General features: G+C 70.5%; 30 protein-coding genes and 1 pseudogene. 24 read left to right on the top strand and 7 right to left on the bottom strand.

Features of this window, described 5'->3' with window-relative positions; translation table 11 throughout:
* Positions 1-122: 122 nt before the first annotated feature.
* Positions 123-1,172 (bottom strand): LuxR C-terminal-related transcriptional regulator, encoded by a 1,050-nt coding sequence (locus AB0383_RS03890; RefSeq protein WP_366185031.1) that lies wholly within the window; start codon positions 1,170-1,172, stop codon positions 123-125.
* Between the two features lie 88 nt (positions 1,173-1,260).
* Here AB0383_RS03890 and AB0383_RS03885 point away from each other — a divergent pair, with 88 nt between their 5' ends.
* The 9 genes from AB0383_RS03885 (at position 1,261) to AB0383_RS03845 (ending at position 6,918) form a co-directional block, all read left to right on the top strand.
* Positions 1,261-1,680 (top strand): ester cyclase, encoded by a 420-nt coding sequence (locus AB0383_RS03885; protein ID WP_364176174.1) that lies wholly within the window; start codon positions 1,261-1,263, stop codon positions 1,678-1,680.
* 58 nt (positions 1,681-1,738) lie between these two features.
* The gene (locus AB0383_RS03880; protein ID WP_364176171.1) at positions 1,739-2,158 is read left to right on the top strand and encodes a DUF3152 domain-containing protein; all 420 of its coding nucleotides are present in this window, start codon (positions 1,739-1,741) and stop codon (positions 2,156-2,158) included.
* Between the two features lie 317 nt (positions 2,159-2,475).
* Positions 2,476-2,736 (top strand): hypothetical protein, encoded by a 261-nt coding sequence (locus tag AB0383_RS03875; protein ID WP_364176168.1) that lies wholly within the window; start codon positions 2,476-2,478, stop codon positions 2,734-2,736.
* Positions 2,737-2,857: 121 nt separating this feature from the next.
* Positions 2,858-3,379, top strand: a complete 522-nt coding sequence (locus AB0383_RS03870) for a hypothetical protein (protein ID WP_364176165.1) — start codon at positions 2,858-2,860, stop codon at positions 3,377-3,379.
* A gap of 160 nt (positions 3,380-3,539) precedes the next feature.
* Entirely contained in the window at positions 3,540-3,851 is a 312-nt protein-coding gene (locus tag AB0383_RS03865; RefSeq protein WP_364176163.1) for a hypothetical protein, read from the top strand.
* Positions 3,852-3,878: 27 nt separating this feature from the next.
* A complete protein-coding gene (locus AB0383_RS03860; RefSeq protein WP_366185027.1) occupies positions 3,879-4,022 on the top strand; it encodes a hypothetical protein in 144 nt (47 codons plus the stop codon).
* Complete coding sequence (locus AB0383_RS03855; protein ID WP_364176160.1) at positions 4,019-4,186, top strand: hypothetical protein; 168 nt, start codon at positions 4,019-4,021, stop codon at positions 4,184-4,186. The genes AB0383_RS03860 and AB0383_RS03855 overlap by 4 nt, the downstream gene beginning before the upstream one ends.
* Before the next feature lie 68 nt (positions 4,187-4,254).
* Complete coding sequence (locus AB0383_RS03850; RefSeq protein WP_364176157.1) at positions 4,255-5,325, top strand: NAD-dependent epimerase/dehydratase family protein; 1,071 nt, start codon at positions 4,255-4,257, stop codon at positions 5,323-5,325.
* 9 nt (positions 5,326-5,334) lie between these two features.
* On the top strand, positions 5,335-6,918 hold the full coding sequence (locus AB0383_RS03845) for an NAD(P)/FAD-dependent oxidoreductase (RefSeq protein ID WP_366185024.1): 1,584 nt from the start codon (positions 5,335-5,337) through the stop codon (positions 6,916-6,918).
* Positions 6,919-6,939: 21 nt separating this feature from the next.
* Here the strand turns inward: AB0383_RS03845 and AB0383_RS03840 are convergent, their stop codons facing one another.
* Positions 6,940-7,392, bottom strand: a complete 453-nt coding sequence (locus AB0383_RS03840; protein WP_366185022.1) for an SRPBCC family protein — start codon at positions 7,390-7,392, stop codon at positions 6,940-6,942.
* A gap of 124 nt (positions 7,393-7,516) precedes the next feature.
* Here AB0383_RS03840 and AB0383_RS03835 point away from each other — a divergent pair, with 124 nt between their 5' ends.
* Both AB0383_RS03835 and AB0383_RS03830 read left to right on the top strand, forming a co-directional pair.
* Positions 7,517-7,696 carry a hypothetical protein gene (locus tag AB0383_RS03835; RefSeq protein ID WP_364176148.1) on the top strand — a complete coding sequence of 60 codons (180 nt, stop codon included), beginning with the start codon at positions 7,517-7,519 and terminating at the stop codon, positions 7,694-7,696.
* A 216-nt stretch (positions 7,697-7,912) separates the two neighbouring features.
* Positions 7,913-8,296, top strand: a complete 384-nt coding sequence (locus AB0383_RS03830) for an ATP-binding protein (RefSeq protein ID WP_366185019.1) — start codon at positions 7,913-7,915, stop codon at positions 8,294-8,296.
* A 1-nt stretch (position 8,297) separates the two neighbouring features.
* On the opposite strand, the gene AB0383_RS03825 is transcribed toward AB0383_RS03830, so the two are convergent.
* Entirely contained in the window at positions 8,298-8,657 is a 360-nt protein-coding gene (locus AB0383_RS03825; RefSeq protein ID WP_366185017.1) for an STAS domain-containing protein, read from the bottom strand.
* A 172-nt stretch (positions 8,658-8,829) separates the two neighbouring features.
* Between AB0383_RS03825 and AB0383_RS03820 the strand changes: the two genes are divergently transcribed.
* From AB0383_RS03820 to AB0383_RS03770, 11 genes and pseudogenes are all read left to right on the top strand, one after another.
* A complete protein-coding gene (locus AB0383_RS03820) occupies positions 8,830-9,690 on the top strand; it encodes an STAS domain-containing protein (protein ID WP_364176140.1) in 861 nt (286 codons plus the stop codon).
* Entirely contained in the window at positions 9,690-10,100 is a 411-nt protein-coding gene (locus AB0383_RS03815) for an STAS domain-containing protein (RefSeq protein ID WP_364176138.1), read from the top strand. Before AB0383_RS03820 ends, AB0383_RS03815 begins: the two co-directional genes overlap by 1 nt.
* Positions 10,097-10,504, top strand: coding sequence for an anti-sigma regulatory factor (locus AB0383_RS03810; RefSeq protein WP_364176135.1), 408 nt, complete (start codon positions 10,097-10,099; stop codon positions 10,502-10,504). Before AB0383_RS03815 ends, AB0383_RS03810 begins: the two co-directional genes overlap by 4 nt.
* Positions 10,492-11,532, top strand: coding sequence for an ATP-binding SpoIIE family protein phosphatase (locus AB0383_RS03805; protein WP_364176132.1), 1,041 nt, complete (start codon positions 10,492-10,494; stop codon positions 11,530-11,532). Before AB0383_RS03810 ends, AB0383_RS03805 begins: the two co-directional genes overlap by 13 nt.
* Positions 11,529-13,271 (top strand): ATP-binding protein, encoded by a 1,743-nt coding sequence (locus tag AB0383_RS03800; RefSeq protein WP_364176130.1) that lies wholly within the window; start codon positions 11,529-11,531, stop codon positions 13,269-13,271. Before AB0383_RS03805 ends, AB0383_RS03800 begins: the two co-directional genes overlap by 4 nt.
* Positions 13,268-14,836 carry a fused response regulator/phosphatase gene (locus AB0383_RS03795; protein WP_364176127.1) on the top strand — a complete coding sequence of 523 codons (1,569 nt, stop codon included), beginning with the start codon at positions 13,268-13,270 and terminating at the stop codon, positions 14,834-14,836. The genes AB0383_RS03800 and AB0383_RS03795 overlap by 4 nt, the downstream gene beginning before the upstream one ends.
* A gap of 82 nt (positions 14,837-14,918) precedes the next feature.
* Entirely contained in the window at positions 14,919-15,299 is a 381-nt protein-coding gene (locus tag AB0383_RS03790) for an STAS domain-containing protein (RefSeq protein WP_364176126.1), read from the top strand.
* Positions 15,300-15,391: 92 nt separating this feature from the next.
* Positions 15,392-15,871 carry a hemerythrin domain-containing protein gene (locus tag AB0383_RS03785; protein WP_366185012.1) on the top strand — a complete coding sequence of 160 codons (480 nt, stop codon included), beginning with the start codon at positions 15,392-15,394 and terminating at the stop codon, positions 15,869-15,871.
* A 79-nt stretch (positions 15,872-15,950) separates the two neighbouring features.
* Entirely contained in the window at positions 15,951-16,091 is a 141-nt protein-coding gene (locus AB0383_RS03780) for a hypothetical protein (protein ID WP_366185010.1), read from the top strand.
* A 341-nt stretch (positions 16,092-16,432) separates the two neighbouring features.
* Positions 16,433-16,495 (top strand): annotated as a pseudogene (locus AB0383_RS03775) (hypothetical protein); the annotation flags it as partial.
* A 62-nt stretch (positions 16,496-16,557) separates the two neighbouring features.
* Complete coding sequence (locus AB0383_RS03770) at positions 16,558-16,719, top strand: DUF6766 family protein (protein ID WP_366185503.1); 162 nt, start codon at positions 16,558-16,560, stop codon at positions 16,717-16,719.
* Between the two features lie 33 nt (positions 16,720-16,752).
* Here the strand turns inward: AB0383_RS03770 and AB0383_RS03765 are convergent, their stop codons facing one another.
* Complete coding sequence (locus tag AB0383_RS03765) at positions 16,753-17,802, bottom strand: NAD-dependent epimerase/dehydratase family protein (RefSeq protein WP_366185008.1); 1,050 nt, start codon at positions 17,800-17,802, stop codon at positions 16,753-16,755.
* Positions 17,803-18,662: 860 nt separating this feature from the next.
* Here AB0383_RS03765 and AB0383_RS03760 point away from each other — a divergent pair.
* Complete coding sequence (locus tag AB0383_RS03760) at positions 18,663-19,853, top strand: zinc-dependent alcohol dehydrogenase (protein ID WP_366185006.1); 1,191 nt, start codon at positions 18,663-18,665, stop codon at positions 19,851-19,853.
* Between the two features lie 372 nt (positions 19,854-20,225).
* On the opposite strand, the gene AB0383_RS03755 is transcribed toward AB0383_RS03760, so the two are convergent.
* The 3 genes from AB0383_RS03755 to AB0383_RS03745 form a co-directional block, all read right to left on the bottom strand.
* Positions 20,226-21,686 (bottom strand): PP2C family protein-serine/threonine phosphatase, encoded by a 1,461-nt coding sequence (locus tag AB0383_RS03755; protein ID WP_366185004.1) that lies wholly within the window; start codon positions 21,684-21,686, stop codon positions 20,226-20,228.
* Positions 21,683-22,405, bottom strand: coding sequence for a GAF and ANTAR domain-containing protein (locus AB0383_RS03750; protein ID WP_364176108.1), 723 nt, complete (start codon positions 22,403-22,405; stop codon positions 21,683-21,685). The genes AB0383_RS03755 and AB0383_RS03750 overlap by 4 nt, the downstream gene beginning before the upstream one ends.
* 446 nt (positions 22,406-22,851) lie before the next feature.
* Positions 22,852-23,142 carry a hypothetical protein gene (locus AB0383_RS03745; protein WP_364176105.1) on the bottom strand — a complete coding sequence of 97 codons (291 nt, stop codon included), beginning with the start codon at positions 23,140-23,142 and terminating at the stop codon, positions 22,852-22,854.
* 329 nt (positions 23,143-23,471) lie between these two features.
* On the opposite strand from AB0383_RS03745, the gene AB0383_RS03740 reads away from it, so the two are divergent.
* Entirely contained in the window at positions 23,472-25,658 is a 2,187-nt protein-coding gene (locus AB0383_RS03740) for a GAF domain-containing protein (RefSeq protein WP_366185001.1), read from the top strand.
* The last annotated feature ends 46 nt before the right edge of the window (positions 25,659-25,704 follow it).

Genomic DNA, 25,704 nt, shown 5'->3' with positions numbered 1-25,704 from the left:
GGGCTACCGGCTGTCGCGGCGGCTCCGGATGTGGGAGGCCGACCGATGGCGACTCAGGAGCTGATCAGGGCGCGTCGTCAGGAGCGTGAGGAAGTTCGTCGAGGGACGCACGCGATGGCCAGTCAGGGCGGTGGCGGGCTCAGCAGGAGGGCGACGAGGTCGCGTCGGCTGCGGACGCCGGTCTTGTCGAAGACGGCCTTGAGATGATCTTGCACGGTGTGCGCGGAGATGTGCAGGGTCGCGGAAATCGTGCGGGTCGGGTTGCCGCGCAGTACGAGGGTGGCAACCTCGGCCTCGCGCGCGGTGAGTCCGTGCGCGGAGAGCATGAGCGGCACGGCGGCGCGGGGCTCCACGGGTTCCGCGACGACGGTGATGTGCGCGGCGTCGGGCGGCCCGGCAAGGCGGGAGGCGTGCAGGTTGAGCCAGGGTCCGGCGCGGGTGCGGACCCGGGTGCTGGGTAGCGGGCCCGCGGGGTGCCGCTCGAGGCCGCGAAGGGCCGCCGCGACGCTGTAGACCGCGACGGGCAGTGGCAGGTGACCGGGCTCGAGCATCGAGAGCAGGTGCTCGGCTTCCGGGGTCATGGCGATCGTGCTGAGGTCGTCAGCGAGTAGCACGACTCCGGGCCGCAGTGCGGGGGCGGCGGCCGGGGAGCCGGACAGCAGCATGGTGTTGCGCAGGGCCTGCGCGATGTGTGGGGAAACGCGCGCGAGGGTGGCCGCTTCTGTCGCGGTGAAGCCAAGTTCATGGTCTTCGCGATGCAGGCACAGGTAGCCCCAGCACTGGCCACCCGCGATCAGCGCGGCCCGCAGCTCATCGCCGAGACCGAGCGGGCGCATGATCTCGCGGTAGCGTTCGCTGGCCGGCCGGTCGCGGCGGGTCGTGGAGTCCAAGCTGGCCACCGGCCGTGCAGTGGTGGCCAGGGTGGCGAACTTGTTCACGTCGTCCCGGCCGAACTCGTTGTCCAGGAACAGCTGCGTTACCGTGCCGAGCGGCTCGTCCGGCCACGCTCCTGTGAACAGCAGCGTCTCCGGATCCGCCGTCGCCAGGAATGCCGCGTCGTTCGGGATCAGTCGGCGCAGCGCCCGGAGCACCTCGCGCCGCACGCCCTCGCGGTCCATGCCACAGTGACACAGCCGAAGGAGGTCCTGCTCGGCGCGGCCGGATCTCGCCATGTCCACAGTGTCACTCGCGAGCGACGGAAAGGGAAATCCCAGATCGTTGGGATGGTTTGGGTACCGGTGGGGCCAGACAATGAGCGGCATGACTACAGAACACAACAAGCATCTTGTAGACGCGTTCATCCAGGAACTGTTCACCAAGGGCGACCTCAGCGCCGTCGAACGCTACCTCGACCCGAGCTTCGTCAACCACGACCCGCCGTTCCCGGGCGCTCCGGGGGGACCCGAGGGCATGCGCGTGGCAGCCACCACGTTCCGGCAGGCCCTGCCGGACTGGCACAGCGGCCTGGACCGGCTCATCGCGGAGGGCGACATCGTGGTCGAGGTGTTCACCGCGAGCGGCACGCACCGTGGCGAGCTGATGGGTGTGCCCGGCTCCGGCAAAACCTTGACGCTGCGCGGCATCAACGTCTTCCGGATCTCGGGTGACCGGATCGTCGAGCGCTGGGGCCGGCTCGACGACCTCGGGCTTCTCCAGCAGCTCGGGCTGGTTGACGGGTAGCAGGCGAGGCCGAACTGGTGAACTGCGTTCCGAAGCTCGGACAGTTCGACAATGCGGAATGGCGCCGGGACCGCGCCGGCAGTTCGCACCGTCGGTCGTCGACGCGTTCTGCGCCGACGCGGTCGAGGTACTGGACGAGCTGGACGACGCCATGGTGGCTGCCTGGTCTTCGCGGTGGGGCTCGCGGCGTCGATGCCGCGGCACGCATGCGTTCGACGGTCACCTCGCCGAATACCGGCAGTACGCCGTCAACCACGAAGTCGGCCACGCACTCGGGCACGGCCATGCCGGGTGTCCGGCCGACGGTGCGCTCGCGCCGGTGATGATGCAGCAGACGTTCGGGCTTTCGGACACCTACGTCGCGCGGCTCGACGGCGCCGATCCGTCTGCGGTGTGGCCTGTCGTCGCAGACGGCAAGGTGTGCCGAGCCAACCCGTGGGTGAGGTCTCCAGCGCGGCTGCCAACGCGTCACCGGTGACGCGCCACGGGCCTTCAGGAGAGGACGACGTCACGACCGGGATCGTGCCCGACGCGGTGTTCGTCGAGAACGCGAAGTAGCCCTGGTCCGTCTTGACGACGTCCGGGTCCGGGAAGTCCTGGCCGATCAGCAACTTCGGGACGCTCGCCGCCCACGCAGCGGGGCCGTGCGCGAGCAGGAGCACCAGGGCGGCGGTGGCGACCGCCAGACGGTTTCGCCGGTGTGAAACACGGTCGTGGGCGAAGCCGGAGGGGGCAGAGCAGGTGTGGTCGGTGGTGATTTGAAAAGTGTCCGCGGAGTGGAAGAGCAGGTACCGCGTGCCGTCCGTCGGAGTCGAGGAAGGTCTGCGGGTCGATGTCACCGTCGTCGGCGGGCACACCCTGACCGGCCCCTTCGTCAAGGCCGACGCCCAGTTCTTCTCGACCGACCTCCTCGCTGGCAAAGCCGACGCCCCCGGCGGCGCCGACGTCGTCGCCGGCCACATGTACTTCCACGGCCGGCTGAACGGCGGCCGCTCGGCTCGCGGCCCCTACGAACTGCCGATCAGCTTCCCGGGAGACGTGCCACAGCTGGGCTGACCGGAGTTGTGCACGGTGGTGACAGAGTAGATCGCGCGGCCGCTCGATCCGGTGAACAACCGGCCCGAAGCCCCGTCGCACCGTAGTTCGCGGGTACCCCTCCTGAAACGAGGAGGACACGATGCCCGACAACGATCTCTTGGGCTTCCTGGTCATCGGACTGATCTTGGTGGTGGCCGACGGCCAGGTTCTCTACCGCGGCGGCCGGCGATATCTGCGGGGCTCGACCGGCAACGAGGCGACCGGTTCGATGGCGCGAATGGTGGTGGCGGTCTTCCACCTCGTCGCGATCGGCGCCCTCGCGCTGCTCTCCGTGGTGGGCCCGACCTGGTCGGGTTCGACCGCGGCGGTGGTCGGTCGCGTGGGCGTGTTCCTCCTGCTGCTGGCGGTGATCCACGGGTTCACGCTGGTCGCGCTGGCCCGGCGGCGGGAGGACGAGTTGGTCGAGACCAGCCTGCAGGAGCGCGACGCCACCCGGGCGGCCCCCGGCCCGCAGCCGGGTCCGCCGTCCGAACACGGCCACGAACCCACGGCCGCCGACGCGGCGTGGCAGCCGACGACCGTCGCTCCGGTACCCGGCCAGGCCGGCCCTTACCCGCGAGTGAGCCCGGACATCGAGGACCACGGCCCGTACCGGACCTGAGACCGCGCCGGAAGGTCGTCCTCAGATCGATTGCCGGAACACCTTTTGGTTTCGGGGGAGCTGACATGAAACGCGTGCCTTCAGCGGTGTCGCGACCGCGGTCGAGCCGCGGAAGCCGAATCCCGGTCCGACCAGCTGCCGGCAACGGCCAAGACGGCCGGTGAGGGGTCAAGAAAAGCCGGCCGACACCCGGGCAAGGCCCGGAAAGGGGTGCACGTCGTGCAAGCCGCAGTTCGCCCAGCACGACTTCGACGTCGTGCTCACCAGCGAGGACGACGAGCTGGCCGAGCAGGTGCGGTCCGGCAGTGCGGCGGTAGAGCAGGTGCGGGCGGACCTCGCGCGGCCCGAAGGCATGGAGGAACTCGTCGCACACGTCGCCGCGACAGCGCCCCGGGCGAGGCGCTCGCCGTCAACGCGGGGGCCGGCATCAACGGCGAATTCGCAGGCGACACCCGGCTCGACGACCAGCTGACCGTGGTGGACCTGAACGTGCGCTCTTGTGCACCTCGCGAAGCAGCTCGTGCCGGACATGGTGGAGCGGGGGCGCGGCCGGGTGCTGTTCACGTCGTCGGTCGCGGGGACCGCTCCCGGCCCGACCGACACCGAGTTCTTCGAGCGCGCGCCGACATGGAGGACGCAATGACCGGCGCGGGTCCGAAAGACAGTGCGGCCGACGTCGCGGAAGCCGGAATCGCCGCGCTCATGGCCGGCGACGACACGATCGTGGCCGGGGCCAAGAACAAGGTGATGGCCGCCGGTTCGCGGATGCTGCCGGACGAGGTCAAGGCCGCACAGCGGGGAAGATGATGAAGCCGGGTTCGGCCGACGTGTGAGCGTGCGGGTTACCACGCGCCGCGCCGGGGTAGTCCTGCAGCGTGCGAATCGTGATCACCGGCGCGAGCGGAAACATCGGGACGGCGCTGCTGCGTGAGCTGGACTCCTCGTGGGAGGTCACCGGCGTTGCGCGGCGCGTCCCGGACCTCACCGCGGAGCCTTACGCCAACGTGTCCTGGCTGCACCTCGACCTGGGGGAGCCTGGCGCCGAGGAGGCGCTGGCGCGCGCGTTCGCCGGAGCCGACGCGGTCGTGCACCTCGCGTGGGCGATCTCGCCGGTGTGGGACGAACCGGCAATGTGGCGCACCAATCAGGACGGGACCCGCCACGTGCTCGACGCCGCAGCGAAAGCGGGGGTCGGGCACGTGGTGTGCGCGTCGTCAGTCGCCGCGTACGGGCCCGGGCCGCGTGATGAGAAGGTGGCGGAGGAGTTCCCGCGCGCGGGAGTCCCGGCCAGTGCCTACAGTCGCGGCAAAGCGGAGCTGGAGGAGGTGCTCGACGCGTTCGTCGAGACGCATCCCGAGATCGAGCTGGCGCGGATCCGGCCGTGCGCGGTGCTGCAGCGGCCCGCGGCGGGGGAGTTCACGCGGTGGCTGCTGGGGCCGTTGATCTCGCCCGGGCTGCTCGGCGGCCGGCTACTGCCCGTTCCCCTGTGGGACGGTTTGCGCGTGCAGGCGGTGCACTCCGACGATGTGGCTTCGGCCTTGCGGCTCATCCTCGAGCAGCGTGCAGTCGGGCCGTTCAACCTGGCCGCGCCGGATGTGCTGGACGCGAATGCGCTTGCGCGGCTCTTCGGTGGCGCGCGCGTGCCCGTGCGCAAGTCGGTCGCGCGGTTCGTGGCCCGGGTCGCGTGGACGGCCGGACTGCAGCCGCTGCATCCAGGGTGGCTCGAACTGGCCGACCGGGCGGCGCTCGTGGACACGACCCGGGCGGAGGTGGTGCTGGGCTGGCAGCCGCGGCACAGCACCGAGGACACACTGGCGGAACTTGTCGACGGGCTGCGCGCCAAGGCGGCCGGCGCCTCACCACCGCTGGCACGGGCGAGCGCCGGGTGGCGCACGCGGGTGCGTGCACTCGGGCGCCTGCGGCCGACGCATCAGTCGCAGGCGTGAGGGGGCGTGGTGGAGACCGTCGACGCGATCGTGGTCGGGGCCGGGCACAACGGGCTCGTCGCCGCGAACCTGCTGGCCGACGCCGGCTGGGACGTGCTGGTGCTGGAGGCCACGGACACGCCGGGCGGGGCGGTGCGCACCGCGGAGGTGACCGCGCCGGGCTTCCGCAACGACCTGTGCAGCGCGTTTTTCCCGATGTCGGCGGCCTCGCCGATCGTGCGGGGGCTGGGGCTCGAGGAGCACGGCCTGCGCTGGCGGCACGCACCCGAAGTCCTCGCGCACGTGCTGCCGGGCAACCGGTGCGCCGTGCTGTCCCGCGACGTCGACCGCACGGCGGCGTCGGTGGACCGGTTCGCCGCCGGGGACGGCGAGGCTTGGCAGGCGTTGTTCGCGCAGTGGCAGCAGCTGCGGGACCGGCTGCTCGACGCGTTGTTCACGCCCTTCCCACCCGTACGCCCTGCCGCGCGGTTGCTGCGGCGCACCGGCACCGCCGAAGCCCTGCGCCTCGCGCGGATGCTGACGCTGCCCGTGCGCCGGTTCGCCGAGGAACGGTTTTCCGGTGCGGGCGCGCGGTTGCTGCTGGAGGGCAACGCCGCGCACAGCGACCTGTCGGTGGACAATGCGGGCAGCGCGGTATTCGGGTGGCTGCTGGCGATGCTGGCGCAGGATGTCGGGTTCCCGGTGCCCGAAGGTGGTGCGGGGGAGCTGGTGGCGGCGCTGGTGAAGCGGTTGGGAGACCGTGGTTCCCTCCACTGTGGACGCGAGGTGACCGAGATTCTCGTGGCAGATGGGCGCGCGGTGGGTGTGCGGTGTGCCGACGGCGACGCCATACGCGCGCGGCGGGCGGTGCTGGCCGATGTGCCGGCGCCCGCGTTGTACGGGAAACTGGTCGCGCCGGAGTGGCTGCCGGCCCGGTTGGTGAACGACCTCAGCGGGTTCGAATGGGACAGTGCGACGGTGAAGGTCGACTGGGCGCTGTCCGCCCCGGTGCCGTGGACCGCGCACGAGGCCGCGGGTGCCGGGACCGTTCACTTGGGCTGTGACGAGGACGGGTTGGCGGCGTTCGGCGCGGAGCTCGCCCGCGGCCGCGTGCCGAGGCGGCCGTTCCTGTTGCTGGGCCAGATGACCACGGCCGACCCGACCCGGTCACCTTCCGGAACGGAAGCGGTGTGGGCTTACACGCACGTGCCGCGGGGGTCGGTCGCGACGCCGTCGGCGCTGGCCGGGCGGGCGGCGGCCATCGAGGACTCGATCGAATGCCAGGCCCCGGGCTTCCGCGACCGGATTTTGGACCGCTACGTCCAGGGGCCGGCGGAACTGGCCGACCACGACCCGAGCCTGGTCGGCGGAGCCATCAACGGCGGCACGACGGCGATCCACCAGCAGCTGTTCTTCCGTCCTGTGCCCGGCCTCGGCCGCGCCGACACCCCCGTGGACCGCCTCTACCTCGCGGGCGCGTCCGCTCACCCCGGCGGCGCCGTCCACGGTGGCCCGGGAGCCAATGCGGCCCGCGCGGCGTTGGCCCGCAATGGAATTTTCGGCGATGGGTACGCGGCGCTCATCAAGGCGGCGAACCGCGTGGTGTACGGCTGAGGGATTTCGTCCACTGAGGACTCACGGCTCGGTGGTCTTCCGCGCGCGGCCCTCCGCCAGTGCGGCTAGCCGGGCCAGCGACTCGCGGTTACGCGGGCGCAGGAATACCGCCTGGACGGCCTCGGGCAACAGCTTTCCCGGGCCCCGCAAGGCTCGTTCGCCCATGCGCACGAGCGTGCCGCCACCGTGGGGGGTGAGCGTCACCTCGACTTCCGCCGTGCCGAAGGGCCAGCCCTGGGCCTCCATCCGCAATGATTCGCCCGGCGTGACGGCCAGGACGACGGTGGTGTCCTCGAGTTGCAGGGGCCAGACGCCGACGCTGTGGTGCAGTCGCGCCCCGACTGCGGGCCACGGGGCCTCGACGTCGCGGATGTGGGCACTGCCGACCACCCAGCCGGAGTAGGTCCAGCCGTCGGCGAGCACGGCGAACACCGCCGAAGGCGGCGCGTCGACCACGCGGGTCACTTCGATCATCGGTCCCTCCTCTGCGGCCGGCGTTCAGCGCTGCCGCTGTGGTCGTCGGCTCGTGCTCGGTGAACGAGAACGGGGCCGGTTCCCCGTCGGGCTACCCTGCACGCGGGCCGGATAACCCCGTCCGATGACCGAGTTCGAAGCCGAGCGTCGGACGGTGGGTGCGGCCGACCGGGCGTCTCAGCACCTGAGCGCCGTCCTGCTCGCGGCCGCGGCGACGACAGCGGCGGTCGTCGCAGGGCTCGTGCTGGTGCTCTTCGTGGTCCTGTGGGCGCTCCCGTCCGGCGCACTGCGGCGGCGCGATTGAGCTCGGACATCGGCGGACCCTTTCTCGGGGCGTGACACGGCGGACGGTTTCCCGGCCACGTTCACTTGGACCACACGGGGTCCCGGCATCACGGCTTTCGGTTGGCTCGTCTACCGTGCGTTACCGGGGTTGGCGGCGTCAGTTCGCGGGTAGCCCGCAGCCGGCGGAATACACGGTGGTCTTGGGCAGCGAATGGGCACAAAGCGGAGGGGTGGCATGGAACTGGAGGCGGTCACTCTTTCCTTGAACGGCTCCGTTCACGAGCTGGCCCACCTCAGGTCCTGGGCCAGGAAACACCTGCGGTACGCCGTCGCCGAGCAGGTCGACGACGTGATCGCGGTGCTGGACGAGCTGGCGTCCAACGCGCTGAAACACGGTGCCCCGCCGGTTCTGGTGCGGTTGCGGCACCGCCAGGGATTCGTCCGGGTCGAGGTGTCCGACGGCAGCGCCGAGCTCGCGACCCCCCGCACGCCGACCGCGGAGGGCGGCCGCGGCTTGTACCTGATCGAGGGCCTCAGCCATTCCTGGGGTCAGAGACCGAGTGCCACCGGCAAGACGGTGTGGGCGGAAACCGTGCTCGACGTGGACCCCGGGCGCTGACTCAGTTCAGCGCTTCGTCCACAGTGGACAGGATCGTGAGTGACCGGTCCAGGCCTGTGATCTCCAGAACGCGTAGAACCGCGCGGTTGCGCGTGACGACGGCCAGCGAGCCGCCCTGGGCGCGCTGCTTCCGTTCGACCCGGACGAGCACGGTCAGTCCGGCCGAGTCGAGGAACGTGACCTCGCTCAGGTCGAGGACCAGCGTGGTCGGTTCTTCGCCACCGCCGAGCATCGCGGCTTCGTGCAGCATCTCAGCGGTCGCCGCGTCGACCTCGCCGGCGGCGCGCACGACGCGGACGGCGCCGACCCGGTCGTGGGAGAGCCGGAGGCCGAACGGGGTCGCGAACTCTGCCTGATCCATCGTGCCGGCCTCCTTCTCGCCTGGCGAGTGGCCGCAACAGCCTTGCCAAGACTACGGGCTCGCAGCACGGACGGCTGAACGAGCGAGGCCCTTCGAGGGGCCGACACCTCGGCGCGCACGCTCACCGGACTAGGCTTTGCGTTCGGTTTGTCGACGCGCGAGGAGGTTCGGGATGACTACCGGCGAGGGGCGGGTCGGTCGGCTGCCGAACCTGGTGCGCGACAACCGGGAACGGCTGCTCGCCCGGTGGGTGGAGGTCGCCGTCGCAGGCGTTCGGGGCCGGTTGACGACGGTCGAACTCGAGCGTGACCTGCGGGAGCTGTTGGCCGCGATCGAGCCGGTCATCGGCGGCGACGGCGAGAGCCTCGACGGGGAGAAGTTCGGCGAGGCCAAGGCGTTGCTCGCGGAGCTGTCGCGCAACCGCGCGCGCCAGGGATTCAGTCCGTCGGAGACGGCGTCGAGCGTGTTCGCGCTCAAGCGCGTGGTGTCCGAGCTGACCGAGACCGGCGACGCCCCGGCGCTGTTCCGCGAGGTGCTGGCGTTCTCCAGCCTGCTCGACGCACTGGGGCTGTGGACGTTCGAGACGTTCGCGGCCGCGCGCGAGGAGATCATCAAGGAACAGTCCGAGCAGCTGCTCGAGCTGACGACCCCGGTGGTCAAGCTGTGGGACGGAGTCCTCGCCGTGCCGCTGATCGGCACGCTGAACTCCGCGCGCACGCAGGTGGTGATGGAGAAGCTGCTCGAGGCGCTGGTCGAAACCGGTTCCGAGCAGGCGATCATCGACATCACGGGCGTGCTGGCGGTCGACACCCAGGTGGCCCAGCACCTGCTCAAGACGGTCGTCGCCGCTCGCCTGATGGGTGCGGAGTGCACGATTTCCGGGATCCGGCCGCAGATCGCGCAGACGATCGTGGCGCTCGGCATCGAGTTCGGCGACATCACGACGAAGGCGACGCTGGCCGATGCGCTGCGCCACGCGTTGCGCCGGGAAGGCGTGGACATGGTTCGCCGTTCGGGCGAGCGGCTCGCCTGATGGAACGCGTTCCCATCCTCAAGATCGGCGACGTGCTGCTGGTCTCCATCCAGATCGACCTGCAGGACCAAAGCGTGATGGCCCTGCAGGAAGACCTGGCGGAGAAGATCAGCGTCACCGGCGCGTCGGGCGTGGTGATCGATATTTCGGCGGTGGAGATCGTCGACTCGTTCATCGGCCGGATGTTCGCCACGATCGCGTCGTTGTCGCGGTTGTTCGACGCGGACACCGTCGTGGTCGGGATGCGGCCCGCGGTGGCGATCACGCTGGTCGAGCTCGGGCTGACGCTCGGCGATGTGCGCACTGCGCTGGATCTGGACAAGGGCATGAAGATCCTTCGTGGCCTCGCCGCGCGAAGGAGGGGTCTGTCGGTCGCAGGTGACGAGGCGTCCGCGGTGGAGCGCCGGTGACCACCGGCTCGGTGGACGGGGTCACGATCTCCGCGGACGCCGATGTGGTGCGGGCTCGCCAGCTCGTGCGGACGATCGCCCAGCAGGTGAAGCTCTCACTGGTCGACCAGACCAAGTTGGTCACGGCCACCAGCGAACTCGCCCGCAACACGCTGATCTACGGCGGCGGTGGAACCATGTGCGTCGAGATCGTCGGCGACGGCCGCCGGACCGGGGTGAAGGCGACCTTCCACGACGACGGCCCCGGCATTCCCGACACCACACTCGCCCTGGCCGACGGGTGGAGCAGCGGCACCGGCCTCGGACTCGGCCTCAGTGGGGCCCGGCGGCTGGTCGACGAGTTCACCCTCGACACCGAGGTGGGCCGCGGAACCGACGTTACTGTGGTGAAGTGGTCGAGGTGACCAGCACGACGTGCCTACCCGTGGCCGACGACGTGGCGTGGATCCGGGTCGAGGAACCCGCGACGGCGGGCAGTGCCCGCCGCACGGCCGCGTCGCTCGCGGAGCGGCTCGGGTTCCGGGAAACGCGAGTGGCGGAGATCGGGATCGCGGTCACCGAGCTGGCGACGAACCTGCACAAGCACGCCGAGCGGGGCTCGATCGTGGTGCGCGCGGTGCGCGCGACGACCCAGGCCGCGCTCGAGGTGGTGGCCCTCGACCACGGGCCCGGGATCGCGAACGTGCGCCTGGCCACCGAGGACGGCAGCTCAACCACGGGCACGCTGGGCGTCGGCCTCGGCGCCGTGCACCGGCTCGCCGACACGGTGCGGGTGTTCTCCGAACCCGGGCGCGGCACGGTCGTCACGGCTCGGTTCCATCCAGGCCGCGCGCCGCTGCCGGAGATCGTCGACGGCGACGCAGCGGGAATCACGCGCCCTATCGACGGTGAAGTCGTCTGCGGGGATGCGTACGCCGTCACGCGGTCCGACGGCCGCCTGCGGCTGATGATGTGTGACGGCTCGGGGCACGGTCCGCTCGCGGCCGCCGCCTCCCAGGCCGCGGTCCGGCTGTTCTGCGAGCGGTCGGACGACGTGCCGGAGCACCTCGTCGCGCAGCTGCACTCCGAGCTGCGCGGCACGCGCGGAGGTGCCGTCGCCGTCGCGGACCTCGACCTCGGGGCCGGCCGGGTCCGGTTCGCCGGGCTGGGCAACATCGCGGCCACGGTGGTGTCCGACGGCCGCAAAGGCGGCATGGTTTCCGTACCCGGCGTGGCCGGCTACCAAGCCCGGTCCATCCGCGCGTTCGATTACGACCTCCCGCCCGGCGCGGCCGTGGTCCTGCACAGCGACGGCCTCACCGAGCGCTGGAACCCCGAAGACCGGCGCGCGTTGTTCGCGGCGTCGCCGCTGGTGATCGCGACGGTACTGCTGCGCGACGCGGGAGTCCGCAAGGACGACGCGTCCGTGCTCGTCGGCAAGCCACGGCCATGACCTCGCGGGAACTGCTCCGCCTGAGCATCACCGGCGAGCCGGACGTGTTCACCGTCCGCCAGCGCGGCCGTGAAGTGGCCGAGGCGATCGGGCTGGACGCGCAGGACCAGGTCCGGGTCGCCACGGCGCTCAGCGATGTCGGACGCGACCTCGTCCGGGCCGGCGTGCCGGCGGCGGTGGTGTTCGCGCTGACGTCGCAGGGACGTTCGGCGTTGGACATCGAGTTCTCCTGGCAGGGTCCGCCACCCGGTGAGGTACTGAAAGTCGGCCGCGGCACCGCGGCGCGGCTGATGGACGACTTGCGTGCCACCCACAGCGGCACCACCGCTCAGGTGGTGATGAGCAAGGCCACCGGGGCGTTCCTGCCGAAGGCCGTCGTCGACTCGCTGCGCGACCGGTTGGCCGCGAGCGGCGTCGTCAACCCTCTCGACGAGCTTCGCGCGCACAACCAGGAATTGCTCGGCACCCTCGGCGACCTCGAGGCAAAGCAGCAGGAGCTGCTGCGCCTCAACGCGGAGCTGGAGGAGACCAACCAGGGCGTGGTCGCGCTCTACAAGGAACTGTCGGAGGAACTGGAGGAGACCAACCGCGGCGTCGTCGCGCTGTATGCGGAGCTGAATGAGAAAACGACCCAGCTGGCCGCGGTCAACGACGCGCAGACCCGGTTCTGGTCCAACGTCAGCCACGAGCTGCGTTCGCCGGTCAACTCGATCGTCGGACTCGCGCGGATGCTGGCGTCGCCGGAGACCGGGCCGCTGACGCCAGATCAGGCGCGTCAGGTGCGGCTCATCGACGAGTCGGGCGCGACGCTGCTCGCGATGATCAACGAGCTGCTCGACACCGCGAAAGCCGAGTCCGGGCGGCTGGTTCCGCAGTTCGCGCCGGTCGACCTGCGGGCGTTGTTCCTCCAGCTGAAGGGCGCGCTGCGCTCCACCGTCCCGTCCGCCGCGGTCGAGCTGCGGATCGACGACAAGCCCGAGGTCGAGGCAATCGTCACCGACGAGACGATGCTGACCCGGATCCTGCGGAACCTGCTGTCCAACGGCTTGAAGTTCACCGAACGCGGCGAGGTCCGGCTCGCCGTGCAGCCGGACCACGGACACGTGCGGTTCGTGGTGACCGACACCGGGATCGGCATCCCGCCCGACCAGCACGAGCGGGTGTTCGAAGAGTTCCACCAGGTGCCGGGTGCGCTGCAGGCGCGCGCCGGTGGCACCGGGCTGGGCCTGCCCTACGCCCGCCGCCTCACCGAAATCCTCGGCGGAGAGCTCACGCTCGACAGCGAGCCGGGCCGCGGCACGACCGTCGAGCTCCGTCTTCCCGTCGAGGCACCGGGCCGCGACATCACCCGCCTCGGCACGGTGCTGCTGGTCGACGACGACCCCGGCTTCCGCAGGCTGTTCGCGGGCCGGATCGCCGAGCTCGCCGGCGACATCCGCCACGCTTCCGACGGCCGCGAGGCGCTCGACATCCTCACCGAGCTGCGGCCCGACGTCGTGTTCCTCGACCTCGCGATGCCCGGCATGCAGGGCCGCGAGGTCCTCACCGTGCTGCGGGACAAACCGGGCTCGCGGGATCTCCCGGTCGTGGTGCTGACCTCCGCGGTCCCCGACGGGCTGGACCTCACAGGCAGTGGCCTGCGGGCCGCGCTGCTGCTCAAGTCGCAGATCTCGGCCGAGACGATCAGGCTTGCTGTCGGCGAAGCATTCGCCGTTGCACGAAGGACGGTGCCCCGATGACGACACCGGGAGAGCTCGGTTCCCACCCGCTCGGCTCAATCCTCGTGGTCGACGACAGCGAAGCCAGCCGATACCTGGCCAGCAGCTGGCTGCGCCGCAAGGGGTATCGCGTCACCGAAGCGCGCACGGGTGGCGAAGCGCTGGCACTGCTGGGAGCCGAGCGGCTCGATCTCGTGCTGCTCGACGTGAACCTGCCGGACATGAGCGGATTCGAGGTGTGCGAACAGGTCAAGGGCAATCCCCGGACCGCGGCCATGCCGGTCATCCACATCTCGGCCACCGCCATCGAGCCGGAGGACCGCACGAAAGGCCTCAACCGGGGTGCCGACGGCTATCTGATCGAGCCGGTCGACCCGGCCGTGCTCGTCGCGACCGTCGAGTCGGCGCTGCGCTACTACCGCGCCCGGTCGACGGCCGAACGCCTCGTGCGTCGCCTCGCGCTGCTCACCGAAACGTCGATCGCGGTCAACTCCGCCACGACGTTCGACGAGTTCCTGGCCGCCGCGGCCACCGGCACCGCCGCCGTGCTCGATGGTTCCGCCGCGGTCCTGGCTCTCACACCGCTGGGCGAGCTGCGCACTGCTACCGCTTCGGGCCGGTCGGTCGTGTTCGGCACCGAGCCGGTCGCCGTTCTCGACGCGCTGACCGGCAGGGTGCTCGGCAGCGGTTCCCGGATCGCGGTGGCCGAGCACCTGGAACTGGACTGGCGCGCCGGCCGGCCGTCCACTCTGGTGCTGGCCCGCTCCACCACCGCCACCCCGGCCATCTGCATCGCGGTCGACAGCGAAACGGCGCCGGCCGAAGAAGACCGCGACCTGCTCACCCAACTGGGCCAGGCGGCGGCGCTGGCGTACGAGGGCATGCGGACGCTGTCGGAGGAACACGCGCTCGCCGTCACCCTGCAGCAGAGTCTGCTGCCTCGCGAACTGCCGATCCCGCCCGGACTGGACATGGCGGCCAGGTACCAGCCCGCCTCCCGGCATGCCGAGATCGGCGGCGACTTCTACGAGGTCACCGAACTCGACGGTCGCACGCTGATCGCCGTCGGCGACGTCGCCGGCCACTCGCTCGCGGCGGCCACGGTGATGGGCGAGGTGCGGCATGCGCTGCGTGCCTACGCCGTCGAGGGCCACGGTCTGGTGGCCATCCTCGACCGCCTCGACGCGATGCTGCAGCGGTTCCACCCGCGCGACCTCACCACGATGTGCCTGATCCTCGTCGATCCGGAGAGCGGAGCCGTTGAGATCGCCTCGGCCGGGCACATCCCGCCGTTGACCGCCGACGCGCGCGGCGTCCGCTACCTCGACGTCAGCGGCCCGGTCCTGGGCATCGGCCTCGACCGGCCCGCGGCGACTTCCTGGCACCTCGAACCCGGCGCGCTCGTGCTCCTGGTCACCGACGGGCTCATCGAGCGGCGCGGCGAAACCATCGACGACGGCATGGCCTCCCTCGCCACGGCCCTCACCCAGGACACCGACCTCGACGAGTTGTGCGACGACCTGCTCGAACGCTTCGGCCGCAACGCCCAGGACGACATCGCGTTGCTGGCCTTCCGTCGCCGGTGATCTGCACGGGCCCTGGCTTCCTGGATAAACTGAGACGCCTACTCCGGCGGCCAACGTCGGCCACCTGCCGAAGGAGACGAACATGAACACCCCGCCCGCCGGTTTCCCGAGACCGCCGTTCGAGGCGGAAACCGACACCGACGGTCCCGTCACGATCGTCCGGGTTCGCGGCGACGTCGACCTCGCCACCGCGGCGGACTTCGACACCGCGTTGGACTCGGGCCTCCAAGCCTCCGGCCCGGCGCTCGTCGTCGACATGTCCGCTGTGGACTTCCTCGGTTCGAGCGGCATCACCAGCCTGGTCCTGCTCCGCCGCCGCGCCGCCCGCGAAAACACCTCCGTCGCCATCGCGAGCGGCAACCGGCAGGTCGTGCGCATCCTGGACTTGCTGGGGCTCAGTGAGGAGCTGACGGTGCGCGGCGATGTCGCCTCGGCTGTCCACGCGGTCACGCCCGCCGGTTGATCAGTTCCTCGGCAGGTTTCCATGCCGTCAGCCGGGGTATTCCGGCGTGAGCCGGCGGCGGCCGCCGGGTGGAGCCTGACCGAGGAGGGCCTGTGTCCACGGACGCGATCGTGCTGCTGAAGAAGGACCACAAGACGGTGGAGGGGTTGTTCAAGCAGTTCGAGAAGGCGGGAGAGAATGCCTACGAGGAGAAGCGCCGGATCGCCGACTCGATCATCGAGGAACTGACGATCCACGCCTACATCGAGGAAGAGATCTTCTATCCCGCCGCTCGTGAGGCCGTGCCCGAGACGAAGGACCACGTGCTGGAAAGCGTCGAGGAGCACCACGTGGTGGTGTGGATGCTTTCTGAGCTCACGGGCCTCGCTGCGACGGACGAGACGTTCGACGCGAAGGTCACGGTGCTGACTGAGAACGTCCGCCACCACGTGGATGAGGAGGAGGACGACTGGTTCCCGCAGGTGCGCGCGGCGATGGGGCGCAAGCGCCTGCAGGAGCTCGGCCAGCAGATGCTGGACGCGCGGGGGCGGGCGCCGAAGGACCCGCTGAAGCTGAGCAGCGCGACTGCCTGATCCGCGTCGTCGTCGGTGGGCCGGCGTTGGGCTTCGGCGCGAGCGGGTACCCGGCAGGGTGCGCAAGATCATCACGGGCGTGACCTCGGCAGTGGTGCTGACGGCGGTCGCCGGCTGCGGGGCCGCCGGTGACGGTGAGGCCCAGGCCGCCGCGCAGAAGTTCGTCACCGCGGCGTCGACGGGGGCCGACGCCTGTGCTCTGCTCGCACCGCGCGCGTGACGCGCTCGGGCCGCCGGGTGCCGGGGCTTGGCGGCCCTGGTCCCGCGCGCCCGTCACGTCGGCCGGGTCTGGGTGACGAAACTCAGGCCCGCTCGGGCGCCGATACCTTGTTCCTGCACGAGTTCCCCGACGGCTGGCGGGTCACGGGCGCCGGCTGCCGCCCCCGTAACGAGCAGGTCTGCGACTGGGCGGTGGGTGGCCGATGAGGGCGCGCGCGGTGTTCGCGGGCTACCTGGTGCTGGTTCTCGCCGGCCTCGCGTACTTCATCGTGATCGGGGTGCTGAGCCGATGACCCGGCGGATTTTCGTGCGCGACAACGGACTTCCCTCGCGTTCGGCGGCCTGTCCCTCGTCACCCTGGCCGGCCAGGCCTGGTCGGGTCTCGCTGATTTCAACGACAGCCGGCTGGCCCACGGCATCCCGGCCGTGAGGCTGGGCGAGTACCTCACCTCGTCGTCGTTCGCGGGCTGCTCTCGGCCGACTTCTGGGATCGCACGCTGCAGAACTGGCAGTCGGAGTTCCTCGCCATCGGCTGTATGGCCATCTTCGGCGTCTACCTGCGACAGCGCAGCTCCCCGGAGTCGAAGCCCGTCGGTAGTGAGCATCAGGCGACGGACGAGTCCGGCTGAGCCGGGAATCACCGGACTTCATCCCGTGAAAGTTCAGGGTCGCTGCCCGATACCGGACGAGATCTCGCTCTTCCGGGTGTCGTCGCCGGCGAGCTGGGGCGTGCCGCCGCCGGTGCCTTCGCGAAGGCCGGCGAGGAACTCGCCAAGGGTTTCGGCGGCGGTGTGGCGGGGGTGCCAGTCCAGTTCGGACTTCGCGCGCGTCGTGTCCAGCAACGGCAGCCGCAGCACCGTGTCGAACAGGCCCGGCGTGGCCGGCACGAGGTGCAGCCGCCACGCGGCGGCCAGCGCCGGGCGGACGAGCCACGGCGGCACCGGCACGAGCCGGGCGTCGAGCAGCCGGGCCAGGAACGCGGGGTCGACGACGTCGTCCGTCGCGAGGTTGAACGCGCCGCGGACCGGGCGCGACACACAGCGGCGCACGGCGTCGGCGAGGTCGTCGCTGTGCACGACCTGGAACCGCAGCCCCGGCACGTCCGGGACCACCGGGACGAAACCGGGTCGCACCAGGGAGCCGGGCACGAACGGGCCCGCGAACAGCCGCCGTTGCTCCGGTGCGGCCGAGCGCTGGAACACGAAGCCGGGGCGCAGCCGCACGACCCGCGTCGCCGGGTGCTCCCGTTCGAACGTGTCGAGACACCGCTCCACGTAAGCCTTTTCCCGGGGATACGCGGCGGTCGGCCAGCCGTGGGTGGGCCAGTCTTCGCTCACCCGCCGGTCACCGTCACCCGGCGAGTAGGCGCCGACCGAGGACGCGTAGACGACTGTGGGTACACCGGCCTCGGCAGCTGCTTCGAAAACGCGCAGCGAGCCTCGCACGTTGGTCTGCCAGGTGAGGTCCGGCCGATGCGTCGGCTGGAACAGCCACGCCAGGTGCACCACGGCGTCGGCACCGCGCAGGGTGAGCGCGAGGTCGTCCCGGGTCACGTCGAGCGGCACGTACTGGGTCTTCGGCGGAGGGGCCGCGGCGGGCCGGCGTTCGAGGCCCACGATGGACCCGACGGCCGGGTCCGCGGCGAGCGCGCGGACCACGGCGGTGCCCAGGTTGCCGGTCGCGCCGGTCACGACGATCCGTTGGCCAGTCATGGTAGGGGGTTAACCGCCGCCGGGCCGGCCCAACCGTCGAGTGCGCTGACGGTCGACCCGCTCGGTGAATTGGCCCTCCGTGATACCGCGCGGCGGTGCCATGAGCGTGGCGTGCCGTTGATCGCGACGAGGCCTGTGGCGCACACCTGCGGTTCCACCCCGTCCTGCCGAAATGGGCGATGAACACCGCAAGGCGACCTCGTCGGCCCGCGGCTGCTCGCTGCCCGGGCCGATCTGCTCGACACCACTAACCCCTCGTCGCTGATCTACGCGGGACTCCGCGGGTGGCACCGGCAGACGGTCGAGCACGGCCATGAGCTTCTCGACGACGTGCTCGGGCTGGCGAAGGCGACCCGCGCGGAGCTGGTGGCTGTCCCGGGGATCCGGGTGATGGCACGCGAGGATTCGTCGGCCCTGGGCCGGCCGACGACCAGGATCCACTCAAGATCGTCCTCGACGTCGCCGACCTCGGCTGCTCCGGGTACGACGCCAACCACTGGCTGCGCGCCGAACACCGCTTGGACCTCGGGCTGTCGGACCACCGGCGGGTGACCGCACAGCTCACCGTCGCTGACGACGAGCAGACCGCCGCCCGGCTCGTGACGGCGGTTCGGTCGCCGGCCGAGCTGCCAGCCGCGAAGTCCGTCGACTTGCCCGGCCCCGGCGACCTGGAGCTGGAGCAGGTGCCGCTCCCTACCTGCTCAGCGGGCTCGAGGCCGGTCTGTACGCCTCGGATCCGGCCGACCCCCGGCTGCGCACCTTCCGGATCGCCGCCTCCTGATCCCCGCCGTCCCCGGTTTGCGCTCGCTCCCGGCGGGAAACCGGTGGGAGCGAACACCCACGGAAGACGAGGCGGCGCCATGAAAGCAGTGACCTGGCAGGGCAAACGCGACGTTCGCGTCGACGACGTCCCCGATCCGAAGATCGAGGAGCCCACTGACGCGATCGTGCGGATCACGTCCACCGGGATCTGCGGCTCGGATCTGCACCTGTACGAGGTGCTCGGCGCGTTCATGACCGAGGGCGACATCCTGGGCCACGAACCGATGGGCGTCGTCGAGGAGGTCGGCGCGGGCGTGGCGGACCTCAAGCCCGGCGACCGGGTGGTGATCCCGTTCAACATCTCGTGCGGGCATTGCTGGATGTGCGAGCGTGGCCTGCAGTCGCAATGCGAAACGACGCAGGTGACGTCGCAGGGAAAGGGCGCCGCACTGCTGGGCTACACGAAGCTCTACGGCCAGGTACCCGGCGGGCAGGCTGAGTACCTGCGGGTGCCGCAGGCGCAGTACGGGCCGATCAAGGTGCCGGACGGGCCGCCGGACGAGCGGTTCGTCTACCTGTCCGATGTGGTCCCGACGGCGTGGCAGGCCGTCGAGTACGCGAACGTCCCGCGTGACGGCACCGTTGTGGTGTTCGGCCTCGGCCCGATCGGGCAGATGGCGTGCCGCGTCGCGCGGCACCGCGGTGCGGCCCAGGTGATCGGCGTCGACCTCGTGCCGGAGCGCCTGGCCCGCGCCCGCGAGCACGGCGCGACGGCGATCGACACGCGAGACCACAAGGACATCGCCGACACGGTGCGGCAGCTCACCGATGGCCGTGGCGCGGACTCCGTCATCGACGCAGTCGGGATGGAGGCTCACGGCGCGCCGGTCGGCAAGCTGGCGCAAAGTGTGGTCGGCCTGCTGCCCCAGCCGATCGCCGCGAAGATCACCGAGAAGGCCGGCATCGACCGGCTCAGCGTGCTGTACGCCGCCATCGACACCGTCCGGCGCGGCGGCACGATCTCACTGTCGGGCGTCTACGGCGGCATGGTCGACCCCATCCCGATGATGGAGCTGTTCGACAAGCAGATCCAGCTGCGCATGGGCCAGGCGAACGTCCGGCACTGGCTCGGCGACATCATGCCCGTCCTGACGGCCGACGGTGATCCGCTGGGCGTCGAAGGGTTCGCCACTCACACCCTGCCACTGGCCGACGCGCCGCGTGCGTACGAGATGTTCCAGAAAAAGCTCTACGGCGCCCAGAAAATCCTCCTCCGACCGGGGGCCTGACCGCGGTCTGGCCCCCGGCGGAGCGCTGATCAATGCCGGGCGGGCGACCAAGGAGCAGCTCTGCAACGAGGCGAAAGACGCAAGATCAAGGGCTCGTCGAACATGGCGAAGAAGGAGCTGTAGCACGCATTGGGTCGCTGACCCCGGGCTGGTCCGAGGTCCGATGTCCCGGCTCCATTCGGTGATTTTTGAGCCGGCGACAACGGCAAACGGGCAAGGAGCCATCCGCGGCGAGCTCAAGCCGGGGGGCAACCGAAACCGCGTTAGGCGGGATGCGTGTGGCAGGGGCGCCGGCCGTGGGCGTTGCGTTGCCCAGCCTCGTCGTCCTTGGTGTGCGAATCCGCTCGGAACTCCCTCCATGCGGAAGGGACGTCACCCTTTGGGAATGAGGTTGCGTGGGTCGGTCCACCGCGCGAGCAGGACGGTGGCGTCGTCCTGCAACGAGCCGTCGTGATGGGTGAGCACGGCCTGGATCAGTCGTCGCACGGTTTCCGGTGGCGGGTACCCGGCGGACGCTTCGCGTCGCAGGAAGTCCGCCAGCCGCGCCTCACCGAAGAACTCGCCCTCGCTGTTTCGGGCCTCGGTGATGCCGTCGGTGTACAGGACCAGCCAGTCGTCGGGCTGCAGCTGTTCCTCTCCGACCACCAGCTCGCCGGAGCCCAGCCCCAGCGCGGCGCGCCTGCCGCCGATCAGCCGCTTGACGACCCTGCCGCCGCGCATGAGCAGCGGTTCCGGGTGACCCGCGTTGATGTACCGCATCCTCCCGGTCGCGAGGTCGACCTCGACGAACACGGCCGTGGCGAAGATGGCGTTGCCAAACGCCGCGGCGATCGTTTCGTCGATCTGGCGGGCCTGCTCGAAGAGCCCGTAGCCGGCGCGGCGGGCGCTGCGGTGGGTGGCCAGCGCGGTGGCGGCGATGTGGCCGCTGCGCAGGTCGTGCCCGACGGCGTCGACGATGAACAGCAAGGCGGTGGTGTCCGAGAGCGAGTAGTCGAAGGCGTCTCCGGCCACGGCGTGCCGCGGCTCGAGCACACCGGTGACGACGAAACCGTCGACGCCCGCGGTCAGCGGCGGCAGCAAGGACCAGATCAGCTCGCCCGGAACCGTCCGGTCCCTGCGCCGGCGCACCGCATCCAGCCCGTCGCCGTACTGCGTCATCAGCACCACGAGGTGCCCGATGAGCAAAGCCGTCCACCGGCACTGCGCACGCAGGCCGGGGTCCTGAAGCGTGTCCTCGTCGGCGACGTCGGCCCGCAGGACGCCGATCCGCTCGACACCGTCGACGAGCGGCACCCACAGGCACGGCGATCCGGCCGAATCCGCGGGCAGCACCTCGAGACTGCGGAAAGCGCGCCCGGCCAGTGTGCTGTCGATCGGCAGCGGCGGTCCGGGATCTCCGGCGGCGGACAGCGGGTGCAGGTACTGCTGGGCGTAGTCGACGAGGTAGGGGCTGAACCCGACGCCGATCAGCCTGCCCGCCTCCTCGACGAGGTGGGCGAGCCGTTCGGGCGGTGCCAGCTCCGTACCTTCGAGCAAGTGCACCAGCGCGGCCAGCGAATCATCGCGCGGCCGGCTGGGGCGGAGAGTTCGGCTGTAGGGGGCACGACGGGTCCAGGAAACCTCGTCGAGGCGCTCGTTGACCGCCTGGGCCAGCAGGTCGCACTGGTGTCGTGGCAGCTCGGCGACACCGTCCAGGTACGCCTCGACCGCCACCAGGTCGTGGCTGCCGCGGAGTGCGAAATAACGGGTCCAAAGCTGTTCCGCGGTCAGGTCGGCGTGCCGGTAGGCGAGGAGGATCTCGCGTTGCTGCCCATCCCTGTCGGGCGCGCTCATCGGCGTGGCCGCACGGTCGAGCGCAGCACTGCCTCGGCGTTGTCCTGCAGCGGCGTGTGGGCTCGCGAGGCCTCGTCCGCCAGCAGGAGAAAGGCCATTTCCTCGGACGTGTGGTCGCGACCCATCACGACTCCCACGGCCATGCTGACGACGTCCCGGGCACGCAGGGCCGACCGAAGCTCGGTGCTGAGCCGCCCGGCGGCATCGGCCGCCCGCACGTTCGCCACGAGGACCGCGGCCTGTGACGCGAACATCGTGAGCAGCATCCGATCCCGTTTCTCGAACGCGTGCGGCCGGCCGGCGTAGATCTTGAGGGCGCCGAGGCTTCGGCAGCCCGTGACCATCGGCGCGCTCAGCACGGACCGCAGACCGAGGCCGGCGGCCGAAGCGGTCCAATCCGGCCAGCGGTCCTCGTCGCGCAGGTCGCCGACATCGATCACCGAGCTTTCCTGCCACGCCGTCAGGCACGGCCCCGACCCCAGCTCGTACTGAAGGCGGTCCGCCCGTTCGACCTCTTCGCCGGTGGCAGCCCAGGTCACCGGCGTGCCCTGGTCCCCGGCGATCGTCACCCCCGCCCCCACGGCGGAAGGGAACACTTCCCGCGACGCTGCGGTGATCAGCCTCAGCACCGACTGCACGGTCTCGGCGGTGAGCAGTAGGCCGGACAGTCTGGCGAACACGCCGGCGAGCTCGTCGGCCAAGGGCAGCTCGGGATTCATCGGGACCTTCTTCCCCGTGATGCGGCGTTGCCGGAGCGGCTACCCGGCCGGGGTCGCGTCCAACCGGGCGCGCAGGCACGAGAAAGTGAAGCCGACGAGGCCCGTCATCGCTTAGTCGGCTGACCCTGGCGGTGTCGGGCACCAGGAGGTGGCTCGAAGATCGAGGACGCACGACGGTGCGGTGATTCAGGCCTGGTGGGCGAGTCGGGGGTGTCGGGGCGTGAACCGGCTGAACGGGGTACCTGGGCGATAACGGTGCGCCCGCCGAATGGAGGCCCGCGGTGTCGCAGCCCGCCCAGCAACAAAGCCCGCCCGGAGTGACGTCGGAGATGACGCCCCGGCCCGAGGCGCGGACAGCGTTGCGTGCCCGGTCCATGATCGCGGTCGGCGGCCCGGAAGGAGGTCACCCTTCGAGCTCTCAGAGGGATGCAGGTGAACGGCTGTCGCTACTCGCGCGTGCCACCGTAGGGCCGTTGAGAAACGTCCTTGTAGCCCTCGACGTTCTCGCCGGGATCCGGGCCGATCTCTTCCCCTCGGCGCGTAGTGCTTTCGCCCGCGCCGAAAGGTGAACCGGGTTCCGTGTCTGTGTCCGAGAGCGTGCCGCTCGGTGAGTAGTCGCGGTGAGGATCGGGCTCGTGGGTGGGCTTTTCTCGCGCCTTGCGCGCGGCCTCGGCGGCGGCGCCGCCCTCGGTGCCGATGTCTTGTGCCCAGCCGTGCTGATCTTCCTGGCCGGCCATGGGGTACTCCTTTCGGCCGGGTTGCGCGACCCGAGCGGGCCGTGGTTTCGGACGTACCCTGCCCGGAGCCGGTCAAACGTGCGACGTGTGGGTATCGGCCAATTGTTTCGAGTCAGATAGGGGATGGGTGCTGCCAAGTCCGAGGCCCACGAAGTAGCCGGGTTTTTGGTGGAGCAGTTTCTCGTTCGAAAAGGCGCTCGGGCTGTTGACAGGCGGATCTTTCCGACGGAGGGACGTATTGACGGCCGCTGTCGCCACCGGACGCGCGAGCTCCGGGCGCCTTGACTGGGTTCACCGCCGGGCGCAGTGTGGGGTATCGGTGGCGTCCAGTGCGTGACGTCGCCGGCGCGGAGGATCTGACGGCTGACCGGACGGACGAGCGGATCGCTGAGGAACGGGCGGCGCTGCAGCGGGTGGCAGCGCTGGTGGCGGCCGCTGTGCCGCCCGACGAGGTGTTCGCGGCTGTCGCCGCCGAGATCGGGCGTGTCGTCGGCACCGACATCACCACGATCAACCGGTACGGCGAGGATGGAATCGCCGTCGCGGTCGGGGTGTGGACACGGACCGCCACGAACTCGCCGCGTCCCGGCACCCGGTTCAATCTGGATGACTCCAGCGTGTTGACGTTGGTGCACGAGACGGCTCGACCAGTGCGAATCGACCACGTCAACGAACTCGTCGACACGCCCACCACAGGAGCGTGCAAGCAGCTTGGTTCCGTGGTGGGCGTGCCGATCAGCGTAGAGGGCAGGCTGTGGGGTGCCGTAGTCGTTCTGTCGTTGCAACCACGAACGTTGTCAGACGACACCGAAGGACGCCTGGTCGGATTCACAGAGCTCGTCGCGACGGCGATCGCGAACACGCAGGCACGGGTCGAACTGCGTCGGTATGCCGATGAGCAAGCCGCGCTGCGCCGGGTGGCAACGCTGGTCGCGAGTGCTGCCGCACCTGAGGACGTGTTCGTCGCGGTCGCGGCCGAGGTCGGCCGGGTCTTGGAGGCCGACTTCACGTTTCTGAGCCGATTCGACGCGGCCGATCGCGCGACGCTCGTCGGCGGGTGGCGCCGGACCGATGACGGCACGGGGCCGGTCGTCATCGGCACCCAGTACGACCTGGCCGGCACGAACATACCGACCTTGGTGTCCGGGACGGGTCGGACTGCCCGGATAGACGACTACCGGAAGAGTTCAGGCGCCGTCGTCCACCGGATCCGTAAGCTCGGCATCCGTTCCGCGGTCGGGGCACCGATCAGCGTCGAGGGGCGGCTGTGGGGTTGCATCAGCGTGATGTCCACGCGCGAGCAGCCACTGCCCGCGGATGCCGAAGGCAGGTTGACCGCATTCACCAAGCTGGTCGCGACAGCGCTGGCGGATACGCTGGCCCGGCTGGAGTTGCGCCAGTACGCCGATGAGCAAGCCGCGCTGCGTCGCGTGGCAACGCTGGTCGCTCGCGCCGCACCGCAGGGTGAGGTGTTCACCGCCGTTGCCACCGAGGTCGGGATGTTGCTGGGGGTGGACCTTGCCGTTCTGAGCCGGTACGACCTCGACGGCACCGCGACTGTCGTGGGCGGCTGGCAGCGGTCCCGTCCGGGTGAGCCATTCCCCGCGCGTCAGCCATTGCCGTTCGACAGCGACCGTCTGCACACACAGGTTTTCCGGACTCGCGCGCATGCCAGGATCGACGACCACAGCGTCAAGCCCGCCGCCGCCGCACCGTCCTCGTGGCCTCCGGCATCGCGCTCGGCGGTCGGTGTCCCGATCAACGTCGAACAACGGGTCTGGGGCATCATCAGTGTGGCGACCGCCGGAACCGAGCGGTTGCCGTCGCTCACCGAGGAACGGCTGACCGCGTTCACCGAACTGGTCGGCACCTCACTGGCGAAAGCCGAGGCACAAGCGGCGTTGCGGGCGTCTCGGGCACGGATCGTGACCGCGGCCGACACCGCACGCCGTCGCATTGAGCGAGACCTGCATGACGGCGTGCAGCAGCACCTGGTGACCTTGGCGCTGCTGCTGCGCGAAGCTCAGCTGTCCGCGCCGGCGAACGCGGGCGAACTGGTTCGACAGCTCGACAGCGTCGCGGATGGGCTGAGCAGCGTGCTCGACGAGATCCGTGAGATCTCCCGCGGCGTACACCCGGCCGTTCTCGCGGAGGGCGGACTGCAGCCGGCGTTGAAGTCGTTGGCCCGACGCGCAACTCTGCCCGTCCACCTCGACGTCCGCACGCAGGTGCGGTTCGCCGACCCGGTCGAGATCGCCGCCTACTACACCGTCGCCGAAGCACTGGCCAATACGGCCAAGCACGCGAAGGCGACCATGAGCGACATCTTGCTCACCTCTGATGACGGCACACTGCGGCTCACAGTCCAGGACGACGGCGAGGGCGGAGCAGATCCCTCCCGTGGTTCGGGGCTGGCAGGCCTCGCCGACCGAGTCGAAGCGCTCGGCGGCCGTCTGTGGCTGCACAGCCCGCAAGGCGGCGGCACGACAGTCGGAGTCTCCGTACCGCTTGCCTAGGGTTCTTCACCACGATCTCAGCGGGTGTCGGCCTGTTCCTCGGCTA

This window comes from Amycolatopsis sp. NPDC051373 (assembly GCF_040689465.1).
Taxonomy (GTDB): Bacteria; Actinomycetota; Actinomycetes; order Mycobacteriales; family Pseudonocardiaceae; genus Amycolatopsis.
The sequence above is the reverse complement of the archived record's forward strand: the minus strand, read 5'-3'. Positions and strand labels throughout refer to the sequence as shown.

Coding starts and splice junctions, on each gene's coding strand:
- AB0383_RS03855 (WP_364176160.1), top strand. CDS start 4,019: ATGACCGGCGCGGGTCCGAAAGACAGTGCGGCCGACGTCGCGGAAGCC.
- AB0383_RS03830 (WP_366185019.1), top strand. CDS start 7,913: ATGGAACTGGAGGCGGTCACTCTTTCCTTGAACGGCTCCGTTCACGAG.
- AB0383_RS03760 (WP_366185006.1), top strand. CDS start 18,663: ATGAAAGCAGTGACCTGGCAGGGCAAACGCGACGTTCGCGTCGACGAC.
- AB0383_RS03755 (WP_366185004.1), bottom strand. CDS start 21,686: ATGAGCGCGCCCGACAGGGATGGGCAGCAACGCGAGATCCTCCTCGCC.
- AB0383_RS03820 (WP_364176140.1), top strand. CDS start 8,830: ATGACTACCGGCGAGGGGCGGGTCGGTCGGCTGCCGAACCTGGTGCGC.
- AB0383_RS03815 (WP_364176138.1), top strand. CDS start 9,690: ATGGAACGCGTTCCCATCCTCAAGATCGGCGACGTGCTGCTGGTCTCC.
- AB0383_RS03825 (WP_366185017.1), bottom strand. CDS start 8,657: ATGGATCAGGCAGAGTTCGCGACCCCGTTCGGCCTCCGGCTCTCCCAC.
- AB0383_RS03745 (WP_364176105.1), bottom strand. CDS start 23,142: ATGGCCGGCCAGGAAGATCAGCACGGCTGGGCACAAGACATCGGCACC.
- AB0383_RS03800 (WP_364176130.1), top strand. CDS start 11,529: ATGACCTCGCGGGAACTGCTCCGCCTGAGCATCACCGGCGAGCCGGAC.
- AB0383_RS03880 (WP_364176171.1), top strand. CDS start 1,739: ATGGCGCCGGGACCGCGCCGGCAGTTCGCACCGTCGGTCGTCGACGCG.
- AB0383_RS03885 (WP_364176174.1), top strand. CDS start 1,261: ATGACTACAGAACACAACAAGCATCTTGTAGACGCGTTCATCCAGGAA.
- AB0383_RS03835 (WP_364176148.1), top strand. CDS start 7,517: ATGACCGAGTTCGAAGCCGAGCGTCGGACGGTGGGTGCGGCCGACCGG.
- AB0383_RS03790 (WP_364176126.1), top strand. CDS start 14,919: ATGAACACCCCGCCCGCCGGTTTCCCGAGACCGCCGTTCGAGGCGGAA.
- AB0383_RS03890 (WP_366185031.1), bottom strand. CDS start 1,172: ATGGCGAGATCCGGCCGCGCCGAGCAGGACCTCCTTCGGCTGTGTCAC.
- AB0383_RS03795 (WP_364176127.1), top strand. CDS start 13,268: ATGACGACACCGGGAGAGCTCGGTTCCCACCCGCTCGGCTCAATCCTC.
- AB0383_RS03840 (WP_366185022.1), bottom strand. CDS start 7,392: ATGATCGAAGTGACCCGCGTGGTCGACGCGCCGCCTTCGGCGGTGTTC.
- AB0383_RS03750 (WP_364176108.1), bottom strand. CDS start 22,405: ATGAATCCCGAGCTGCCCTTGGCCGACGAGCTCGCCGGCGTGTTCGCC.
- AB0383_RS03870 (WP_364176165.1), top strand. CDS start 2,858: ATGCCCGACAACGATCTCTTGGGCTTCCTGGTCATCGGACTGATCTTG.
- AB0383_RS03765 (WP_366185008.1), bottom strand. CDS start 17,802: ATGACTGGCCAACGGATCGTCGTGACCGGCGCGACCGGCAACCTGGGC.